Origin of the sequence: uncultured Methylobacterium sp. (assembly GCF_964244095.1) — a bacterium.
Taxonomy (GTDB): Bacteria; Pseudomonadota; Alphaproteobacteria; order Rhizobiales; family Beijerinckiaceae; genus Methylobacterium.
The window spans coordinates 1-17,711 of sequence record NZ_CAXTHR010000090.1; the positions used below are offsets into that span (position 1 = coordinate 1).

14 protein-coding genes, 1 tRNA gene and 1 pseudogene are annotated in these 17,711 nt (G+C 70.9%); 10 read left to right on the top strand and 6 right to left on the bottom strand.

Annotated elements, in window-relative coordinates; all coding sequences use genetic code 11:
- Positions 1-165: 165 nt before the first annotated feature.
- Positions 166-468, top strand: a complete 303-nt coding sequence (locus ACFE86_RS14435; RefSeq protein ID WP_375456023.1) for a YggT family protein — start codon at positions 166-168, stop codon at positions 466-468.
- Between the two features lie 70 nt (positions 469-538).
- Positions 539-1,582, top strand: coding sequence for a MaoC family dehydratase (locus ACFE86_RS14440; RefSeq protein ID WP_375456024.1), 1,044 nt, complete (start codon positions 539-541; stop codon positions 1,580-1,582).
- Between the two features lie 26 nt (positions 1,583-1,608).
- On the opposite strand, the gene ACFE86_RS14445 is transcribed toward ACFE86_RS14440, so the two are convergent.
- Positions 1,609-2,172 carry a L,D-transpeptidase gene (locus ACFE86_RS14445; protein ID WP_375456025.1) on the bottom strand — a complete coding sequence of 188 codons (564 nt, stop codon included), beginning with the start codon at positions 2,170-2,172 and terminating at the stop codon, positions 1,609-1,611.
- Between the two features lie 315 nt (positions 2,173-2,487).
- Here ACFE86_RS14445 and ACFE86_RS14450 point away from each other — a divergent pair, with 315 nt between their 5' ends.
- The 3 genes from ACFE86_RS14450 to ACFE86_RS14460 all read left to right on the top strand — a co-directional run bounded on the left by ACFE86_RS14450 (position 2,488) and on the right by ACFE86_RS14460 (position 7,803).
- Entirely contained in the window at positions 2,488-2,844 is a 357-nt protein-coding gene (locus tag ACFE86_RS14450; RefSeq protein WP_375456026.1) for a hypothetical protein, read from the top strand.
- Between the two features lie 484 nt (positions 2,845-3,328).
- Positions 3,329-4,594, top strand: coding sequence for an efflux RND transporter periplasmic adaptor subunit (locus ACFE86_RS14455; RefSeq protein WP_375456027.1), 1,266 nt, complete (start codon positions 3,329-3,331; stop codon positions 4,592-4,594).
- A 38-nt stretch (positions 4,595-4,632) separates the two neighbouring features.
- Positions 4,633-7,803, top strand: a complete 3,171-nt coding sequence (locus ACFE86_RS14460) for a multidrug efflux RND transporter permease subunit (protein WP_375456028.1) — start codon at positions 4,633-4,635, stop codon at positions 7,801-7,803.
- Positions 7,804-7,984: 181 nt separating this feature from the next.
- Here ACFE86_RS14460 and ACFE86_RS14465 read toward each other — a convergent pair whose 3' ends face one another.
- Positions 7,985-8,746 (bottom strand): DUF3750 domain-containing protein, encoded by a 762-nt coding sequence (locus tag ACFE86_RS14465; RefSeq protein ID WP_375456029.1) that lies wholly within the window; start codon positions 8,744-8,746, stop codon positions 7,985-7,987.
- Between the two features lie 184 nt (positions 8,747-8,930).
- Between ACFE86_RS14465 and ACFE86_RS14470 the strand changes: the two genes are divergently transcribed.
- Positions 8,931-9,596, top strand: coding sequence for a hypothetical protein (locus ACFE86_RS14470; protein ID WP_375456030.1), 666 nt, complete (start codon positions 8,931-8,933; stop codon positions 9,594-9,596).
- Positions 9,597-9,639: 43 nt separating this feature from the next.
- Here the strand turns inward: ACFE86_RS14470 and ACFE86_RS14475 are convergent, their stop codons facing one another.
- The gene (locus ACFE86_RS14475) at positions 9,640-9,873 is read right to left on the bottom strand and encodes a hypothetical protein (protein ID WP_375456031.1); all 234 of its coding nucleotides are present in this window, start codon (positions 9,871-9,873) and stop codon (positions 9,640-9,642) included.
- A gap of 410 nt (positions 9,874-10,283) precedes the next feature.
- Between ACFE86_RS14475 and sseA the strand changes: the two genes are divergently transcribed.
- Both sseA and ACFE86_RS14485 read left to right on the top strand, forming a co-directional pair.
- Complete coding sequence (sseA, locus tag ACFE86_RS14480; protein ID WP_375456032.1) at positions 10,284-11,132, top strand: 3-mercaptopyruvate sulfurtransferase; 849 nt, start codon at positions 10,284-10,286, stop codon at positions 11,130-11,132.
- Positions 11,133-11,324: 192 nt separating this feature from the next.
- The gene (locus ACFE86_RS14485; protein WP_375456033.1) at positions 11,325-13,466 is read left to right on the top strand and encodes a carbohydrate porin; all 2,142 of its coding nucleotides are present in this window, start codon (positions 11,325-11,327) and stop codon (positions 13,464-13,466) included.
- A gap of 60 nt (positions 13,467-13,526) precedes the next feature.
- On the opposite strand, the gene lipB is transcribed toward ACFE86_RS14485, so the two are convergent.
- A complete protein-coding gene (gene lipB, locus ACFE86_RS14490; RefSeq protein ID WP_375456034.1) occupies positions 13,527-14,255 on the bottom strand; it encodes a lipoyl(octanoyl) transferase LipB in 729 nt (242 codons plus the stop codon).
- Positions 14,256-14,346: 91 nt separating this feature from the next.
- On the opposite strand from lipB, the gene ACFE86_RS14495 reads away from it, so the two are divergent.
- Both ACFE86_RS14495 and ACFE86_RS14500 read left to right on the top strand, forming a co-directional pair.
- Entirely contained in the window at positions 14,347-14,652 is a 306-nt protein-coding gene (locus ACFE86_RS14495; RefSeq protein WP_375456035.1) for a FliM/FliN family flagellar motor switch protein, read from the top strand.
- A gap of 125 nt (positions 14,653-14,777) precedes the next feature.
- A tRNA-Leu gene (locus tag ACFE86_RS14500) sits at positions 14,778-14,862 on the top strand.
- Positions 14,863-15,106: 244 nt separating this feature from the next.
- Here the strand turns inward: ACFE86_RS14500 and ACFE86_RS14505 are convergent.
- Complete coding sequence (locus ACFE86_RS14505) at positions 15,107-15,616, bottom strand: hypothetical protein (RefSeq protein WP_375456036.1); 510 nt, start codon at positions 15,614-15,616, stop codon at positions 15,107-15,109.
- A gap of 147 nt (positions 15,617-15,763) precedes the next feature.
- Positions 15,764-17,711, bottom strand: a pseudogene (locus tag ACFE86_RS14510) (DNA-directed RNA polymerase subunit beta'); the annotation flags it as partial.

The window sequence follows — 17,711 nt, forward strand, 5'->3', positions numbered from 1 at the left end:
CGCTGACCTCCGCAGTGCGATTGCGGCGCTCTCCCATCTGAGCTACAGCCCCGTCCCAAGGCGCCGGCGTTGTAGGCTCGCGTCCGTCGAACTGTCAATTCCCGATTGCCGTCGCGTCGCCGTTCCGGCCCTCCGCGCGGACGCACGAGGACACGTGTTTCACGCATGAACTCCCTGATCTGGCTCTTCGACACGATCGTCCAGCTCTTCATCTACGTCCTCATCGCCAGCGCGATCCTGAGCTGGCTCGTCGCCTTCAACGTGGTGAACGTGCGCAACCCGATCGTCGCGCAGGTGGGCGAGGTGCTCTACCGGATCACCGAGCCGGTGCTGCGCCCGATCCGCAACCTGCTGCCGAACCTCGGCGGCGTCGACATCTCGCCGATCATCCTGATCCTGCTGCTGCTGTTCGTCAGCCGCCTGCTGCACGAGTTCGTGCCGGCCGACCCTTCCATCTACGCCCGCTGACGCCCGCATCTACGTCCGCTGACGCCCGCATCCACGCCCGCTGACGCCCGCCCGGACGGGGAGGCCGCCCATGAAGACCGATCCCGGCCGCTTCTTCGAGGATTTCCGGCTCGGGCAGACCATCCGCCACGCGACGCCGCGCACGGTGACCGGCGGCGACGCGGCGCTCTACACCGCGCTCTACGGGCCGCGCTTCGCGGTGCAATCCTCGGACGCCTTCGCGCGGGCGATCGGCTATCCGAGGAGCCCGCTCGACGACTGGCTGATCTTCCACATGGTGTTCGGCAAGACCGTGCCCGACATCTCGCTGAACGCGCTGGCCAATCTCGGCTACGCGGAAGGGCGCTTCCACCGTCCGGTCTACGCGGGCGCGACGCTGTCCACCGTCTCCGAGGTGATCGGGCTCAAGGAAAGCTCCAACCGCCAGACCGGCGTGGTCTACGTGCGCTCGGTCGGCTCGGACGAGGCGGGCGAAACGGTGCTGAGCTATTGCCGCTGGGTGCTGGTGCGCAAGCGCGACCCGGCGGCCGTCATCGCCGGGGAGCACGTGCCGGACCTCGCCGAGGTGGTCGATCCGGCAAGCCTCGCCGGCGCCCTGCCCGCCCTCGACATCTCCGCCTACGACCTCGCCCTCGCCGGCAGCCCGCACCGGTTCTCCGATTACGCGATCGGCGAGCGGATCGACCACGTCGACGGCATGACCGTGGAGGAGGCCGAGCACCAGATCGCGACGCGGCTCTACCAGAACACGGCAAAGGTCCATTTCGACGCGCTGTCGGCCAGGGCGACGCGCTTCGGCCGGCGGCTGATCTACGGCGGCCACGTGATCTCGCTGGCGCGCGCCCTCAGCTTCAACGGGCTGGCCAACGCCTTCGCGCTCGCCGGCATCAACGCCGGCCGGCACGTGGCGCCGCTGTTTGCCGGCGACACGGTCCATGCCTGGAGCGAGGTGCTGGACAGGGCCGAGACCGGCCGCGGCGATGTCGGCCTGCTGCGCCTGCGCACGTTCGCCACCAAGGACCAGCCCTGCGGCGCCCATCCCGGCCGCGTCGGCGCGGGCTACGACCCGAGCGTGATCCTCGACCTCGACTACTGGGCCTTCATGCCGAAGTAGCGGCCCGGCGCGCGTGCGATGCGGCCTCAGTCGCGCACGATCACCCGTGTGCCGACGCGGACGCGGTCGTAGAGGTCGACCACGTCCTTGTTGGTCATGCGGATGCAGCCCGACGAGACCGCGGCGCCCATCGTCTCGGGCTCGTTCGAGCCGTGGATGCGGTAGAGCGACGAGCCGAGATACAGCGCCCGCGCGCCGAGCGGGTTGTCCTGGCCGCCGGCCATGAAGCGCGGCAGGTCCGGGCGGCGCGCGAGCATCTGCGCCGGCGGGCGCCAAGCCGGCCATTCCCGCTTCATCGTCACCGTCTTCTCGCCCGACCACGAGAAGCCCTGCCGCCCGACGCCGACGCCGTAGCGCACAGCCGCGCCGCCGCCGAGCACGTAGTAGAGCCGGCGCCGGCGCGTGGAGACCACGACGGTGCCGGGCTTCTCCGCGCCCGTCCACGCCACGGTCTCCCGCGGGATGGCCTGGGTGCGGAAGACGTTCAGGAAGTCGGCGAGCGGGCCGCTGTCGAGCGGGTTCGCCCGCGCGGCGCCCGCCCCGAGAGCGAGGCCGGCCGCGAGGCACAGGGTCGCGATGCGTCGTGTCATTCGAGTCTCCGAGCGTGCGGGCCTGATCTCCGGCGCCGGATAAGCCGGCATTGCGGCACGCCGCGGACGATCCGCCGGGCGATGCTCCGGAGCGGGATGCCTGTGGGATCGCGGCAACAGTCTCCCGGACGGAGACCAAGTCCCATCGGAGCGCCCGAGGACGGGTCGCCAGGTCCCGGACGCCCTGTGGCGAAGCGGTCCCTCGCCGATGTTCCGAGACCCTCGACAGAATGTCGCAGGCGGTTGTGCCGCCGCGCGGCCAGTCCCTTATGCCGGCCTGTGACGCTTACCCCTGAAACCGACGCGCCGCGCCGCGTGGACGCCGACGGACGCGTGCCGCTTCGCGCCATGCTGTGCTTGGGTCTCGTCGCGTTGGCGCTGCTGCTGGCCGCCGCCCTGCCCCGGCTGCCGGCCTCGGGGTCCATCGCCGATCGGCTCGCGAGCGCGAGCACTGTAGCGAGCCTCACCTCCCTGGATGGTGCTCCGTCCCTTGACCGCTTCGCCGTGCCGGTCGCCGCCGATGCCGAAGATCCGATCGACGAGCCGTGCCCGGTCGAGCCGGAGTCGAGCGTCCTGCCCCCCGTCCCGGCAACCGGCGTCCGCCCGACTGTGGCGGCCGCCCTGCCCGTGCGGGCGCATCTGCCGCCGGATCGGCCCCCCAGGTCGGTTTGAGGCTTCGCTCCGCCTGAAGCTTCGCAGGGCCGAACCGCGCGTCCGATGACCGCGGCATGGGCGATGCTTCGCCCGTCGCGCGATCGCCAAGATGTCCTGCGAGGATCGGCATCGTCCGGGGCACGTTGCCCGCGACACGGCCTGTCCCGAACGCGGTCGCGTCCGGGCGCCGACGGTGCGTCGTGCAGGTCCGGCAAACCACACGGCCGATCCTCCCCATCAGATCGCCGATCCTCGTCCTAAGCAGGTTTCGCAAAAGTGCCCCGCGGTTTTGCGAAAAAAACCTGCGACAGATCAAGGACCTAAGCGGGCGAAGCGTTGGCCTGCCAACGCGAGCCTGCTTAGAGTGCTTCCCGACGAAGCGGATACCGGTTCGTCGCAAGGAAGCACTTTAAAACAAAGACTTAGAGCCGTGCCCGACCCAACGTGGTCGGGCACGGCTCTAGACCCCTTCCGAGATGCGTTTCGCAGGAGCGACGTGACCTTGACCCTCTTTCTTGCCGCCCCCCGGAGGCGCGCCGCCGCGCTCGGCCTCGGCGTGCTTCTGACGGCGCTGTCGGCCTGCAACCAGAAGCAGGCCGCCGCCCCGGTGCCCGCCCCACCGCCGGAGGTGAGCGTCGTCACCGTGGCGCCCCAGGCGATCCCCTACGTCCGCGACCTTCCCGGCCGCGTGGCGCCGATGCGAATCGCCGAGGTGCGCTCCCGCGTCTCCGGCCTCGTGGTCAGGCGCCTGTTCGAGCAGGGCAGCCAGGTGAAGGAGGGCGACGTCCTCTACAAGATCGATCCGGCCCCCTATCAGGTCGAGCTGATGAGCGCGGAGGCGGCGCTCGCCCGCCAGGAGGCGGCCCTGGTGCTCGCCAACCAGCAGGCCGAGCGGCTCGAGACCCTGCTCACCCGGCAGTCGGCGAGCCAGGCCCAGTTCGACACGGCGTTCGCCGGCAAGAAGCAGGCGGAGGCCGAGGTCGCCGGCGCCAGGGCGACCCGCGCCCGCGCCCGGCTCAACCTCGACTGGACCGATGTGCGCGCGCCGATCTCCGGCCGCATCGGCCGGGCGCTGCTCACCGAGGGCACCCTGATCGAATCCGGCATCACGGGGGTGCTCGCCACGATCCAGCAGCTCGACCCGATCTACGTCGACATCACCCAGTCGGTCGGCGAACTGAACAAGCTGAAGCGCGACCTCGCCAGCGGCGAGCTGTCCCGCCTGGAGCGCGATTCCGCCAACGTCCACCTGATCATGGACGACGGCGCGCTCTATCCGCTGGCCGGCCAGCTCCTGTTCTCCGACGTCACCGCCGACCCGAGCACCGGTCAGGTGACGCTGCGGGTGCAGATCCCCAACCCGCACGACGAGCTGTTCCCCGGCATGTACGTCCGCGCCCGGATCAAGCAGGGCATCGATTCCGACGCCATCGCCGTGCCGCAGCAGGCGATCCAGCGCACCGACGACGGCAAGGCCGAGGTCTGGGTCGTCAAGGACGGCGACACGGTCGTGCGCCAGACGGTCTCGGTCGGCCCGGTGGTCGGCACCGACTGGCTGATCCGCAGCGGGCTGAAACCCGGCGAGCGGGTCGTGGTCGAGGGCTTCCAGAAGATCGCCGCCGGCCAGCAGGTGAAGGCGATCGACCACGCCCCGCGTCCGGAGACGGCCGAGGCCAAGCCGCAGGACGCCGACGAGGTCGCGGAGAACGAGGCCAAGGCGAAAGAAGCCAGCGCCGCCGGGCACCAGACCCAGGCCAAGGCGCGCTGACGCCCTCCGTCCTCCCGACAGGCTGATCCGGACACCCCATGGCACGCTTCTTCATCGACCGGCCGGTCTTCGCCTGGGTCATCGCGCTGTTCATCATCCTCGGCGGCGCGCTCAGCCTGCCGCTGCTGCCGGTGGCGCAGTATCCGGTGATCGCCCCGCCCTCAATCGCGCTGTCGACGGCCTATCCCGGCGCGTCGGTGGAGAACCTCTACACCGGCACGACGCGGCTCATCGAGGACGAGCTCAACGGGGCTGCCAACATCCTGAGCTTCGAATCGACCAGCGACTCGTTCGGCGCCGTCAATATCACCGCGACCTTCCAGCCCGGCACCGACCCGGCGCTCGCCTCCGTCGAGGTGCAGAACCGGCTCAAGCGCGTGGAGGCCCGCCTGCCCGCGGAGGTCCGCCAGCAGGGCATCCTGGTGGAGGAGGCGTCGGCGGCCACCCTCAACATCATCACGCTGGTCTCCACCGACGGCACAATGGACGAGATCGGTCTCGGCGACTTCCTGATCCGCAACGTCATCAACGAGATCCGCCGCGTCCCCGGTGTCGGCCGCGCGACGCTGTACTCCACCGAGCGATCCCTTCGGATCTGGGTCGACCCGGACAAGCTGCGCGGCCTCTCGCTCAACGCCGAGGACGTGACCGAGGCGATCCGCAACCAGAACGTCCAGGTGGCCTCGGGCGCGGTCGGCGCGCAGCCGAGCCCGTACAGCCAGGCGATCACCGCCCCGATCATCGTCAAGGGCCAGCTCAACAGCGTCGACGATTTCGGCGCGATCGTGCTGCGGGCCAATTCCGACGGCTCGACGGTGCGGCTGCGCGACGTGTCGCGGATCGAGCTCGGCGGCGACGCCTACCAGTTCTCGACGCGCCTCAACGGCGGCCCGGCGGGCGGGATCTCGGTGACGCTCGCCCCCGACGGCAACGCGCTGCAAACGGCCAAGGCGATCCGCGCCAAGATGCAGGAGCTGTCGCAGTTCTTCCCCGCCAACGTGAAGTGGGACATCCCCTACGACATCACGCCCGCGGTGAAGGCCTCGATCTCCAAGGTGCTGCATACGCTGGTCGAAGCGGTGGTGCTGGTGTTCGTGGTGATGTTCCTGTTTCTACAGAACATCCGCTACACCCTGATCCCGACCATCGTCGTGCCGATCGCCCTGATGGGCACCTGCACGGTGATGCTGCTCGCCGGCTTCTCGGTGAACGTGCTGACGATGTTCGGCATGGTGCTGGCCATCGGCATCCTCGTCGACGACGCCATCGTCGTGGTCGAGAACGTCGAGCGGATCATGGCCGAGGAGGGGCTGGCGCCGAAGGAGGCGACCAGGAAGGCGATGGACCAGATCACCGGGGCGATCATCGGCATCACCCTGGTGCTGGTCGCGGTGTTCATCCCGATGGCGTTCTTTCCCGGCTCGGTCGGGATCATCTACCGCCAGTTCTCGATCGCGATGGTGACCGCGATCGCGTTTTCGGCGCTGCTCGCCCTGTCGCTGACGCCGGCGCTCTGCGCCACGCTGCTGAAGCCGATCGCCAAGGGCCACGATCATGCCAAGGGCGGCGTGTTCGGCTGGTTCAACCGCCTCGTCGCCCGCGAGACCAAGCGTTACGGCCGCGGCACCGCGTGGTTCATCGCCAAGTCCGGCCGGGTGATGCTGGTCTACCTCGCGCTGCTGGCGGGCGTCGCCTTCGCCTTCGCGCGCCTGCCCGAGGGCTTCTTGCCGCTGGAGGACCAGGGCTTCTTCACCGTCGACATCCAGACGCCGCCCGGCGCCTCCTTCAACCGCACGCAAGGCGCCGTGCGCAAGGTCGAGGCACACCTGCTCGCGCAACCCGGCGTCGCCACCGTGACGATGCTGAACGGCTTCTCGTTCTCGGGCCAGGGCTCGAACACCAGCCAAGCCTTCGTCACGCTGAAACCCTGGGACGAGCGCGACGCGGCCAACACGGCGGCCGCCCTCGTCGCCGGCACGAATGCGGCGCTCGGCGGCTACCGCGACGCGATCGTCGACGCGCAGGAGCCGCCGCCGGTGGACAACCTCGGCAACGCGGCGGGCTTCTCGTTCCGCCTCCAGGACCGGGCCCAGAAGGGCTACGCGGCGCTGCTCGCCGCCCAGGAACAGCTCCTCAAGCTCGCGACGAAGAGCCCGCTGCTCCGGAAGATGAAGGTCGAGGGCCTGCCGCCGGCGCCCGAGGCCGAGCTGGTCGTCGACCGCGAGAAGGCGGCGGCGCTCGGCGTCAAGTTCGAGGACATCAACGCCACGATCCAGGTCAACCTCGGCTCGCTCTACACCAACGACTTCCCGAATCGGGGCAAGATGCAGCGCGTGATCGTCCAGTCGGAGGATCTCCAGCGCATGCAGGCCGCCGACATCCTGAACTACGGCGTGAAGAACGCGTCCGGCACGATGGTGCCGATGTCCTCCTTCGCCGACCTGAAATGGGGCATGGGTCCGCAGCAGATCGTCGGCTTCAACGGCTACCAGTCGGTGCGCATCACCGGCGAGCCGAACCCCGGCTACACCTCGGGCGAGGCGATCGCGGAGATGGAGCGGCTGACGCAGCAACTGCCGAAGGGCTTCGGCTCCACCTGGACCGGCCAGTCGCAGCAGGAGAAGCAGGCCGGCTCCCAGGCTTCGCTGCTGCTCGCCCTCTCGGTGCTGATCGTGTTCCTGTGCCTCGCCGCGCTCTACGAGAGCTGGGCGATCCCGTTCTCGGTGCTGATGGTGATCCCGCTCGGCGTCGTCGGCTCGGTGGCGGCCTTGTATCTCCGGGGGCTGCCGAACGACGTCTACTTCAAGATCGGGCTGATCACGATCATCGGGTTGTCGGCCAAGAACGCGATCCTGATCGTCGAGTTCGCCAAGGATCTGTGGAAGCCCGGCACCTCGATCGTGACGGCCACGATCGAGGCCGCCAGCTTGCGCTTTCGCCCGATCGTGATGACCTCTCTGGCCTTCATCTTCGGGGTGGTGCCGCTGGCCATCGCTACCGGCGCCGCCTCGAAGAGCCAGCAGGCGATCGGCACCGGCGTGATGGGCGGCATGATCTCGGCGACCGTCCTCGCCGTCTTCTTCGTGCCGGCGTTCTTTGTGGTCGTGATGCGCCTGTTCCGTCGCAAGGACGTGCTCGCCGGCCAACGGGCGGCGGCCGAGCCGGGTGCGGGCCGGGCGCCGGACGGGCACGGGGTGCCGGCCGAATAGCGGCCTCGGCTGCGAGGTCCTGTTTCGACGTGCTTTCCTGCGACCCGCCGGCGTCCGCCTAAGCATCATTGCGCGAAGTGGCCGCCGGTTCGCCCGAGAACAATGATGCGGCACCAAGGAGATCGAAGCAGGCTTTCGTTGGCGAAGCCACGAAAGCCTGCTTCGTCGGGAAGCCCGCGCGTCACGCGGGCACCCCGATCCGGCCCCAGCCGGGCAGCTTCAGCGCCGGGCGGCGCAGGTCGAGGCCGGCGACGGTGCCGAGCAGGTTGATCTCGATGCCCTCGACCCAGCCGAGCGTCAGCCCGGCATAGCCGGCCAGCGAGAGGCGCAGGCCGGTGCGGCTCGGGGTGATCCCGGCAAAGCTGCCGAGCGGCGCCCAGTCCTTGCCGAGCGCGGTCGGCGGCAGGGTGACGCCGCTGTCGGGGATGTGGGCGAGCACGTGCGCGGCGAAGGTGTTCGAGTTCGGCCCCGGCCACGCCTGGTACGAGCCGGGCGCCCGGTGCGGGTAGCTCTCCACCGCCGCGTTGATCGCCGGGATCGCAACCTCGGCCGCCGGGCCGTCGAGGGCCAGCACCGGCTCCGGCGCGTTGCCGAACCAGCGCCCGTCCGCGGCCCAACCGTCGGTGCGGACCGGCCGGCCCCAGCCGACCACGTCGTAGCGGGTGTAGCGCGGCGCGCCGGCCGCCTTCACCACGATCCAGGTGTGATGGGCGAAGATGCCCCGCCAGCGACCGACGCGGGCGGCGTAGACCCGCACCATCGCCCCGGTCGCCGACCGCGGCGCGGGAAGCAGGCCGGCGCTCGACCAGTCGGCCGCCGAGCCGTCGCCCGCGCCGTTCCCGCGCATCGCCCACCACAGCGCATGGCTCGCGAGCGGCAGCAGGAACAGCACGAGGATGCCGAGGAGGATCGTGCGCAGGAGGGCGAGGACGGCGGCCGACATCGCCGCCGCATGTCGGCCGGCGGCGGGCCGGGGACAAGCGGAAGCGGCGTCGCAGCCGGCCCCCTTGTGCATCCCCGCACCGGCCACGACGATCCGCGTGGACGCATCCTCAAGATCTCGTTACGGTTTTATCGGCAGTCTTCGGAGATGCCCGCCCCGGAGCCGCCAGTCTTGGGAGTGCGCGATGCCGATCGGAACCGGTGAAACCCTCGCAGCGGCCCTGCTTCTGGGCGTGATGCTCGGCGCATCCCCGCTCGCGGCGCAGCCGGCCGCCGGCAGCGCCTGGACCGACCCGCCCGCCCGCAACGCCGTCCCGGCAGCGCCGCGCCCGCCGACCGTCGCGCCCGCCGCCGAGAGGACGGGCGAGGCCAAGCCCGAGGGCGCGCGGGGCGGTGACGGGAAGGCGGCCGAGGTCAAGGCTGCCGAGGCCGGGACGACCGGGACCAAGCCGTCCCCGATCGCGTCGTCGGCGGCACGTCATGCGGCGCGGACGGAGCCGAGGCGGCCTCGCGCGGTCGCCGAGACGCCGACGCGTCCGCGGGGCGTCGGCGCACGCAGCGCCGATCGACGCCGGATGGCCGAGCCGGCGCCGCACCGAACCGCTGCACCCCGCTTCGTCGAGGCGCGACCGCATCGCTCCTCCGATCGGCGACCGACCTCGTTTGGCCGTATCGAGGAGCGCGCCTACGGCGGCGACCCGTTCTTCGCCGGCGAAGACGACCGGGCGCGCCGGATCGCCGCCGCCGAGGCGGCGGGCTACCTCGTCGTCCGCGCCCGCTCGCTCCGGTTCCCGGACGGCCGGAGCCTGCGGACCTACCGGCCCTACGCGCGCGAGGACGATCTCGATTAGGCGCCGCCCTCGGCGGGAGCAGCCGCGCCCGCAGGACGTGCGGTCAGCGGATTCGCCCGGGGCGGGTCGGCTCGAAGACGATCCGGCGGTGGAAGGCGCACCAGCTCTTGCCGTCGGCCACCGGCGCGCCGCAGCACATCGCTCGGTCGTTCGGCTCGCCGATGATGAACTTGCAGACGAAGGCGCCCGATTGCGCGAACGGCACGCGCAACTCGGCCGAGGGCTCCTTGACGGTCTCGGCATCGCCGATCTGGGACATGCGGACGACTTGGTTCATCGCACTGACTGCTCGCGGAATCTCATGCTGGCGCCGAAGGCAGCCCGGCAGGTGGTGAAGGTTCGGGACAGCCGCCCCGCGATAAGCCGACTCCGCACCGCACGATCGTCCGTGGCGTCGAGGAGACCGGTCCGCGCGGGTCCGGCCGTAAGCCGGAGCGGCAGCATCATCGTGTTGTTATAACTGGCCTTGTTCACGACGGAAACAAGTCCGCCCCGCACCGGTTGCAACCGGGCGCAGCCTCCAGGGTCTGGCGCGTCCAGCGGCCGGTTCGCTTCCCGCCGCCGCGGACGGGCGAGCCCGCGATGCGGGAGCATGCGGCGGCGCGCGGGACTCCGGGCGCGTGCATCCGCCCCTGCCCTGTGGTTGAGTGGCGTGGACGACCGCCTGCAACGGATGCCGACACGACCATGGCCCACGCCTCCCTCGTCTCCGCCGAATGGCTGCACCGGCGCCTGGAGGCGCCCGACATCGTGGTGCTCGACGGCTCCTGGTACCTCCCGGCGGCCGGGCGCGACGCGGAGGCGGAGTACCGCGCCGCGCGCATCCCCGGCGCGATCCGCTTCGACATCGATGCGATGAGCGACGCGGACTCGAGCCTGCCGCACATGATGCCGCGCCCCGAGGTGTTCGCCGCGCGGATGCGCGCGCTGGGGGTCGGGGACGGCCTGCACGTCGTCGTCTACGACGGTCAGGGGATGTTCTCCGCGCCGCGGGTCTGGTGGATGCTGCGCACCTTCGGCGTCCGCGACGTCTGCGTCCTCGACGGCGGCCTGCCGGCCTGGATCGCGGCGGGCTACGCCACCGAGGACGGCGCGCCGCGGGTCCGCGACCGGCGCCACTTCTCCGCCCGGCTCGACCACGGCGCGGTCGCCGACGCCGACGACGTCGCCCGGGCGCTCGCCGACGGCACGGCGCAGGTGGTCGATGCCCGCTCCGGCCCGCGCTTCCGCGGCGAGGAGCCCGAGCCCCGCGCCGGCGTCCGGCCCGGCCACATGCCCGGCGCGCGGAACCTGCATTACGGCGCGCTGCTCGCCGACGGCCACCTCAAGTCCCCCGACGAACTCCGCCGGGTCTTCGCCGAGAACGGCGTCGACCCCGATCACCCGGTCGTCGCCACCTGCGGCTCCGGCGTCACCGCGGCGATCATTGCGCTGGCGCTGGAGACCCTCGGCCGCCCCGCGCACGCGCTCTACGACGGCTCCTGGTCGGAATGGGGCGCCGACGCGAGCCGCCCGGTCGCGACCGGGCCGGCGTAGCACCGGGCCCCGCCCGTACGAGGGCCATCGGCCGAAGACCATGGGCACGGGCGACCCCGCGTCATGCGGCCGCCATCGCAGGCGGGGCATTTTTGCAACGTCGCCGCCGCGAACCCGCCCGCCGTCCCGGCCGGGCTTGCCGGTTTTATAGCAATTGCTATATTCCGTTTCCGAACGGGATGGGGGTCGGCGATGCGGCATCGGCACGAGGCGGATATCGGCGTCACGCGCGGCGCCGGCGCGCGCCGGGCCGCGCTGCTGATCGGGGCCTGCTTCGTCCCGGCGGCGGCCTGGTCCGCCGACCTCGCGGCCCCGGGTGCGGCCCAGCCCGCCTTCGTCGACTGGTCGGGCGGCTATGCCGGGGTCGCGGGCAGCGCCGGCGCCTCGTTCGGGGCGCTGGGCTTCGGGCCGACGACGATCGGCGGCAGGCCGGTGCCGGCCTTCAAGACCGGCGACGCCACCGGGCGCTCCGACCGGAGCCGAGAGGCGACGACCGCGGTCGGCGGCGTGTTCGGCGGCTGGAACTGGCAGGCCGGGCCGTGGCTCTACGGCCTGGAGGCCGACCTCGCCGGGGCGAACCTCAAGCGGCCGGTCGCCTCGACCGCGACCGGCTTCGGCTACGCGGCGGTCGATCCGGTCTTCGACGTGATCCGCGCCAAGACCGACCTCTACGGCACCCTGCGGGCGCGCCTCGGCTACGCCTTCGAGCGGTCGCTGATCTACGCCACCTTCGGGCTCGCCGGCGCCGAGACACGGTTCCTGGCGACCTACCCGGACCTTGCCGGCGGACCCGCCGCGACGGCGCGGACCGAGCGAGGCTATCTCGGCTTCACGATCGGCGCGGGCGTGCAGTACGCGATCACCGAGAACCTCGCGCTGGGGCTCGACTACCGCTACATCGACCTCGGCGGCAGCGGACGCCTCGACCTCGGCGCGGTGCCGGGGGCCGCCGGCGGCCCCGTGACGACGCGGGCGGGCTTGACCTCGAACCAGATGCTCGCGCGGCTCTCGTGGCATCCGGGGGCTTTGCGCCTTCCGCCGGAGGCCGGCGAGACCGCCCCCCACGATCCCGATACCGGCGACACCGGCCGGTTCTCGCTCCACGGCCAGACCACCTTCGTCAACCAGGGCGTGACGGGCTTCCGCTCGCCCTATCGCGGCGACCAGAGCCTCGTGCCGCACCAGGCCCAGGCGACGACGACGGCCACCGCCTTCATCGGCTTCAAGCTGCTGGAGGGCACCGAACTCTACTACAACCCCGAGTTCAGCCAGGGCTTCGGCCTCAGCCGCACGCTCGGCGTCGCGGGCTTCGTCAACGGCGAGGCGCAGAAGGCCGGCGCGCCCTTCCCGAAGCTGCGCTCGAACCGCTACTTCGTGCGCCAGACCTTCGGCCTCGGCGGCGAGACCGAGGCGGTGCCGGACGGCCCGAACCAGGTCGCGACCCGGCGCGACGTCGAGCGGATCACTGTGGTCGCCGGCAAGTTCGCGCTCGGCGACTTCTTCGACGGCAACGTCTACGCCCACGACCCCCGCGTCGACTTCATGAACTGGTCGCTCTGGGCGGCCTCCGCCTGGGACTTCCCGGCCAACCTCCCCGGCTTCACGCAAGGGCTCTACGTCGAGTACAATCGGGCTGCGTTCGCGGTGCGCGCCGCCTACACGCAGGTGCCGAAGCAGCCATCGAGCGACGTGCTCGACCCGCGGGTCTTCGACCGCCAGGGGCTCAACGTCGAGTTCGAGGGGCGCTACGTCCTGCCGGCGCTGGAGCAGCCGGGCCGCGTCCGGATCGGCTTCTTCTCGAACCAGGGCAACACCGCGGACTACCGCCAAGTGGTCGCGCTGACGCAATCCGGCGCCTTCGACGACATCAACGACGCGGTCGGCGCCACGCGGCGCCCGCGGCGCAAGACCGGCGGCTACGTCAACCTGGAGCAGGCGGTGACCGCCGACCTTGGCGTCTTCGCCCGCGCCAGCCTGTCGGACGGCCGCAGCGAGAGCCTGTCCTTCACCGACGTGGACCGCAGCCTCTCGGGCGGCGTCTCGCTCAAGGGCACCGCCTGGGATCGGCCTGCCGACACCGTCGGCCTCGGGGCGACGATGAACGGCCTGACGCCGGCTCACCGCGCCTACTTCGCCGCGGGCGGCCTGGGCCTGCTGATCGGCGACGGGCGCCTGAACTACGCCCCCGAGCGCGCGCTGGAAGCCTATTACGCGCTCGGCCTCACGAAGACCGTGACACTGACCTTCGACTACCAATTGGTCGTGAACCCGGCCTACAACCGCGACCGCGGCCCGGCGAACTTTTTCGCGACGCGGCTGCACGCGGATTTCTGAGTGCCGGGGGCCACCCGCTCCCGCAAGAGGGCGAGGGACCACCGGCCGCTTATTGGCTCCTCACGCTTCATCCACCGTCGCCCCGAAGATCGGCTCGAACGCGGCCCGCAACTGCATGTCGACCTCCGCCATGCCGACGACCCGGCCGAGATCGGCCAGGCTCGTCACCCCGTGGCCGCGGATGCCGCAGGGGACGATGCCGGCGAAGTGCGCCAGATCCGGCTCGACGTTCAGGCTGATCCCGTGGAAGCTCACCCAGCGCCGCACCCGGATGCCGATCGCCGCGATCTTGTCCTCGACGGGCTCCCCGTTCGCCTGTCCCTTCTCCGGCCGCCGCACCCAGACGCCGACGCGGTCCTCGCGGCGTTCGGCGCGGACGTTGAAGGCGTCGAGCGTCGCGATGATCCAGGCTTCGAGGGCGGCGACGTAGGCCCGCAGATCCGTGCAGCGGCGGTTCAGGTCGAGCATCGCGTAGGCGACCCGCTGGCCGGGGCCATGATAGGTGTATTGCCCGCCCCGCCCCGTCCGGTGCACCGGCAACCGCGCCGGTGCGACGAGGTCGGCCGCCCGCGCCGAGGTTCCGGCGGTGTAGAGCGCCGGGTGCTCCAGGAGCCAGACGCATTCCTCCGCCTGCCCCCGCGCGATCGCCTCCGCCCGCGCCTCCATCCGGACGACCGCCTCGGCGTAGGCGACCGGTTCGTCGCTGATCCGCCACGCCACCGGCGGGGAGCCCGCCCGCGGCAGGAAGGCCGCGGGCGCTGCCGCGAGGCGCGGGGTGTCGTTTACCAAGGGTTCACCATCCTGTGTCGATGCTGTCCTCCCATCGGTCCGGACCGGTGGCAAGAGGACCAAGCCGAGACGGCAGGGGAGCCCAAGGCGCGTGGCGGTTCTGGAAGACCTCAAGGTCGATCTCACGGTGGTGCTCGGGCGCAGCCGCATGCCGCTGCACATGCTGCTGCGGATGGGCCGCGGCGCCGTGATCGAGCTGGAGGCGACCGAGACGGACATGGTCGAGATCCTCGCCAACGACCATCCGGTGGCGCGCGGCCAGATCGTGGTGACCGGCAACCGCATCTCGATCGAGGTCACGGAACTGATCCGCAAGGCGGAGGTGATCCGCGAGCCCGGCGTCACCATCGGCGACGGAGCCGTGCCGTTCCTCGAAAGCCGACTCGATCCGGCCTGAAGGCCGCGACGCGGCGCTTGTGGGATCGGGATCGATCTGGTATCCGCTGCGCCGCTCACCCGGGACGCCGGGCCGCCCTGCGGCCCCGGACTCGGCACAGCGGACGGGACCCGACGGGTGCCGATGCGGCCATGGCGGAATTGGTAGACGCGCTAGCTTGAGGTGCTAGTCCTGCAAGGGGTGGAGGTTCGAGTCCTCTTGGCCGCACCATTCTCTTCCGCCTTCGAGGGCGAAGAGGTGGCGCATTCGAGCATCGTGGAGGCGTCGCCCGCCGGCGCGGCGATGCTTCGCTTCACACGCACAGGGTGATCGGGGCGGCCCTGAAATCCGGGCGTGCCCAGCGGCTTACCGCGCAGGCAAGCGACATCCTCCGACGATTCGCTCGGCAGGGCGACGGTCGCCGAAGTCATCCAAGCTAAACCGGCGCGCGATACGTTCGCGGCACGCGCCGTGGTCAGCCCTCTCTGTCCCGTCCGATCCCAAGACCTTTCAGCAGGTCGCCGATCGGGTCGCCCTGCGCGGCCTTGCGCGACTGTCCGCTCACGTCGTCCGGCTTCGCGGTGCGAAGGTTCGCGCCCGGCTCGGCGGCGGCGGAACGTCCGCGGCTCGCGAACTGAACCAGCTTCTGCCCGCGGCCCGCTTCAGCCTTTCGCGACCGGCGCGGCTGGAGCGCCGTCTCGCCGACCGGCAGGCTCGCCATCATCGCGTTGGACAGCAGAGTGAACGACGCGGGACGGGGCGCCTGGGTCGCCGCCGCCGCAGCGGCTGGGGCTTCCCGCGCGGGCGGGTCGCTCCAGGTCGTCGCATTGTGGGAGGCGGCCGCGGCCATCGTCCCGCGCGGTCGCTCCAGCGCAGGATCGTGCGGATGCAGGACATGCGCCGCCGTGATCAGGCCCATGACCATCACGGCCGTCGCGGCGATTGTGGACTTGACGTGTTCCATGATCGCAGAACGAACGGCCAAGGTCATGGTTCCGCTTGGCCCTCTTCCCCCGACTCACCGCTGCCTGAAGCACAAGGCCCACGAGGCCGGGCCCAGGTCTCATCCGGAAACGGAAAGGGGCGGCCCATTGGGCCGCCCCTTTCGCATCGTCCGGACCGGCGAAGCCTCTTACTCGGCGGCCGCCGGCGGTAGCTCTTCCAGCGGACGGGCGCCGCTCTCGGATGCCTTCTGCTGAAGGATCATCGTATCGCGGCGGCGGGCGACCGCGCGGATGTCGGCCACCATCGAGCCGGTGCCCGCCGGGATGAGCGAGCCGACGATGACGTTCTCCTTGAGGCCTTCCAGATGGTCGACCTTGCCGTTGACCGCCGCTTCCGTCAGCACGCGGGTGGTCTCCTGGAACGAGGCCGCCGAGATGAACGACTTCGTCTGGAGCGACGCCTTGGTGATCCCGAGCAGGACGGGCACGCCCTGGACCGGCTTCTTGCCTTCGGCGACGAGCTTCTCGTTGATCTCGGTCAGTTCCGTGCGGTCGATCTGGTCGCCCGCCAGGATGTCGGAATCGCCGCCGTCGGTGATCTCGACCTTCTGCAGCATCTGCCGGACGATGACCTCGATGTGCTTGTCGTTGATCGACACGCCCTGGAGCCGGTAGACCTCCTGGATCTCGTTGACGAGGTAGGCGGCGAGCTCCTCCACGCCCTTGATCGCCAGGATGTCGTGCGGCGCCGGGTTGCCGTCGACGATGTAGTCGCCGAGCTCGACCACGTCCCCGTCCTGAAGGTGGATGTGCTTGCCCTTCGGGATCAGGTACTCGACGTTCTCGCTGCCGTCGTGCGGCGTCAGCGAGAGCCGGCGCTTGTTCTTGTAGTCGCGCCCGAAAGCGATGGTGCCCGACTTCTCGGCGATGATCGCCGCGTCCTTCGGGCGCCGCGCCTCGAACAGCTCCGCCACCCGCGGCAGGCCGCCGGTGATGTCGCGGGTCTTGGCCGAGTCGGTCGACACGCGGGCGAGGATGTCGCCGGCCTTCACCGTGCCGCCCGGATCGTAGCCGATGATCGCGTCCACCGGCAGGAAGTAGCGCGCGTCCGACCCGCGCGGCAGCTTGTACGGCTTGCCCTCGGCATCGACCACCACCATCGCCGGCTTGAGGTCCGAGGTGCGGGCCGAGCCGCGCCAGTCGATGACGACGCGCTTGGCGATGCCGGTCGACTCGTCGGTGGTCTCGGTGATCGACTGACCGTCGACCATGTCCTCGTACACCACGGTGCCGTCGGTCTCGGTGATGATCGGGCGGGTGTAGGGGTCCCACTCGGCGATGCGCTGGCCGCGCTTGATCTTGTCGCCATCGTCGACGCGCAGGCGCGCGCCGTATTGCAGGCGGTGCACCGCCCGCTCGGCCCCGTCGGCGCCGACGATCACCACCGCCACGTTGCGGCCGGTGGCGATGAGGTCGCCGTCGGAGTTCTTGGCGATCGCGCGGTTGCGGATCTTGATCGTGCCCTCGAAGCTCGACTCGATGAAGGACGAATCCGCGATCTGCGCCGCGCCGCCGATGTGGAAGGTGCGCATCGTGAGCTGGGTGCCCGGCTCGCCGATCGACTGCGCCGCGATGACGCCGACCGCCTCACCCATGTTCACGGGCGTGCCGCGGGCGAGATCGCGCCCGTAGCAGGTGGCGCATACGCCCTGGCGGGTCTGGCACACCAGCACCGAGCGGATCTTCACCTCCTGGATGCCGGCCGCCTGGATCGCGGGCAGGTGGCGCTCCTCGATGGTCTCGCCGGTCTTGACGATGACCGTGCCGTCCTGGGCCACCAGATCCTCGGCGGTGGCGCGGCCGAGGATGCGGATCGCCAGCGTCGCCACCACCTGCCCGGCATCGATGATGGCGCGCATCTTGATGCCGTTCTCGGTGCCGCAATCGACCTCGCGGATCACCGCGTCCTGCGCCACGTCGACGAGGCGGCGGGTCAGGTAGCCGGAATTGGCGGTCTTCAACGCCGTGTCCGCCAGGCCCTTGCGGGCGCCGTGGGTGGAGTTGAAGTACTCGAGCACGTCGAGGCCTTCCTTGAAGTTCGAGATGATCGGCGTCTCGATGATCTCGCCCGACGGC